General features: G+C 64.4%; 4 protein-coding genes. All 4 read right to left on the reverse strand.

Features of this window, described 5'->3' with window-relative positions:
- A partial coding sequence (locus tag EN750_RS30685; protein ID WP_127398969.1) for a GNAT family N-acetyltransferase occupies positions 1-543 on the reverse strand: 543 nt, incomplete at its 3' end.
- On the reverse strand, positions 540-1,316 hold the full coding sequence (locus EN750_RS30690) for an AAA family ATPase (RefSeq protein ID WP_127398970.1): 777 nt from the start codon (positions 1,314-1,316) through the stop codon (positions 540-542). The genes EN750_RS30685 and EN750_RS30690, both read right to left, overlap by 4 nt.
- Entirely contained in the window at positions 1,316-1,738 is a 423-nt protein-coding gene (locus EN750_RS30695; RefSeq protein WP_127322812.1) for a VOC family protein, read from the reverse strand. The genes EN750_RS30690 and EN750_RS30695 overlap by 1 nt, the downstream gene beginning before the upstream one ends.
- Positions 1,739-1,748: 10 nt before the next feature.
- A partial coding sequence (locus EN750_RS30700) for an enoyl-CoA hydratase-related protein (RefSeq protein ID WP_189526570.1) occupies positions 1,749-2,220 on the reverse strand: 472 nt, incomplete at its 5' end.

Below are 2,220 nucleotides of genomic sequence, written 5' to 3' on the forward strand. Positions count from 1 at the left end.
AAGCAGGCCATTGCGGATGACGCCATAGGCCAAGGCGGCAATTTCGCTGTCGCGTTCACAGGATACGAATGCCCGGTCGCCGACGATCAGCCCGGTCATCTCGCGAAAGATGCGGCACTCGGCGTCGTCAAAGGTCCCCATGCGGAACCGCGCCGCGAGCCAGTCCTCGCCCGGCACTTTCGAAACGGTGACCTGCTCATCGCGGACTTCAGCCAGGTCGCCGATCCCGGCATGGAGATGGATCGTGCCGCCTTCCGGCTGGTATCCGCGATGGTCGAGTATGGCTTCGAGCTCGCCGGCGATGTCGGGAACCCGAAACAAGGGCGTCTGGCCGTGGCCGATGTAGAAGGACTCGGCGGCGCCGATGACAGCATCCGGCGCGCCACGCTGGCCGCGCAAGGGATTGGCCGAATTGGTGCGCCGGATCCGTCCGCCGGAGCGCCGCAGGAGCCAGCCATCAAAGACCGCCCCGGTCGCCGCCGGCCAGCCTTCGCGGCATGCCTGCTCGACGCGCCAGTTGAGATCATCGTCGCCGGCGCTCACGCGTCATCCTCCCGCAGCGCTTCCTCCATGAACGCCTGCGGATCGGTACAGAAGTCGCGCATCATGCGAAAATGATCGGTATCGCTGAAATCGGTCGGGTCGAGCCCGAAGCGGCTGATGCGGAACAGCCGCGCGCCGGGACAAGCCATCAGCAGCGGCGAATGCGTTGCCATGATCACTTGCGCGGTGCCCGACTGGTCCATGCGCCGCAGCATCTTGAGCAGCTCGATCTGTCGCGTCGGCGACAGTGCGCTCTCGGGTTCGTCGAGGATGTAGATGCCTCGCCTGCGGCAGCGCTCCTCGAAAAATCGGATAAAGCCCTCGCCATGCGACCAGGACAGGAAGTCCGGCGGCGCCCCGCCAGACTCCAGCGCTGCCTGATCGAGATAGCGGGCCACGGAGTAGAAGGATTCGGCGCGAAAGAACCAGCCGGCGGTGACTTTCGGCAGCCAGTGACCACGGAATGCGTTGGCCAACGCAGCACCACTCTTGTCGATGGCGCTGGAATGGTCGACTGGCATATATCCCTTGCCGCCGCCGGCTTCGTCATAGCCGGCCAGTGCGCCGATCGCCTCGAGCAGAGTCGATTTGCCGGTGCCGTTCTCGCCGACAATGATGGTGATCGGCGTGGTGAATTCGAGCTCGAACTCATGGCCGCGAAACAGCGGCAGGTTCCAGGGATATTTCTCCCAGTCCGCCACGCGCTCGGCGTCGAGCAGGATGCGCTTCAGATAGGGAGCCTTTAGCCGCGTCAGCTGCTTGCGATGGGCCATCAGCCGGGTAGCGAAATCGTGCCGTCTTCCGCGATCGGAAAGGCCGGATTGTGCGCCACTTCCCAGACATGCCCGTCGGCGTCGGCGAAATAGCCGTACCAGCCGCCCCAAAAGGCCCGGCCGGCCGGCTTGACGATGCGGCCGCCGGCTTTTTCCGCCCTGGCGAGCACGTCGTCGACTTCGGCGTCGGAACGAGTGTTGTAGGCGAGGTAGACCGCCGATGGCGCCGCGGCGAAGGCGATGCCGGAATCCTCTTCTGCGCTGGCGCGCGGGAACAGGCCGAGGATGACGCCGCCCATCTGGAAGAAGGCGACCCCGTCGGTGATGCCGGCATGCCGCTTCAAGCCCATCTCTTCGTAGAAGCGCACGGCGCGGTCGAGATCATCGGTAGCAATGGTGATGATGGAGATGCGCGGTTCCATGACGTTCTCCTTACTCGTCCTTCCATTCCGGCTTGCGCTTGCCGATGAAGGCGCCGATGCCCTCCTCCGCGTCGCGCGCAAGCATGTTCTCGACCATGATCCGGCCGGTATAGGCATAGGCGTCGGCCAGCCCCATTTCAGCCTGGGCGTAAAAGGCTCCCTTGCCGGTCTTGACCACCAAAGATGATTTGGAAGCAATGGTTTGCGCGTATTTGGTGACGATCTGATTCAGGTATTCGCGCGGCACGACGCGGTTGACCAGGCCGAACTCCTTGGCGGTCGCCGCATCGATCGTCTCTCCGGTCAGCAGCATCTCCATGGCATGCTTGCGCGAAACGTTGCGCGACAGCGCCACCATCGGCGTCGAGCAGAACAGGCCGATGTTGACGCCCGGCGTGCAGAAGGTCGCTTCGTGCGAGGCGATCGCCAGATCGCAGCTGGCGACCAGTTGCAGCCCGGCGGCGGTGGCCAGGCCGTCAACC

Origin of the sequence: Mesorhizobium sp. M7A.F.Ca.ET.027.03.2.1, assembly GCF_003999175.1 — a bacterium.
Taxonomy (GTDB): Bacteria; Pseudomonadota; Alphaproteobacteria; order Rhizobiales; family Rhizobiaceae; genus Mesorhizobium.

Bases quoted from the DNA above. Each gene is read 5' to 3' on its own strand.
- EN750_RS30695 (WP_127322812.1), bottom strand. From the start codon at position 1,738: ATGGAACCGCGCATCTCCATCATCACCATTGCTACCGATGATCTCGAC.
- EN750_RS30690 (WP_127398970.1), bottom strand. From the start codon at position 1,316: ATGGCCCATCGCAAGCAGCTGACGCGGCTAAAGGCTCCCTATCTGAAG.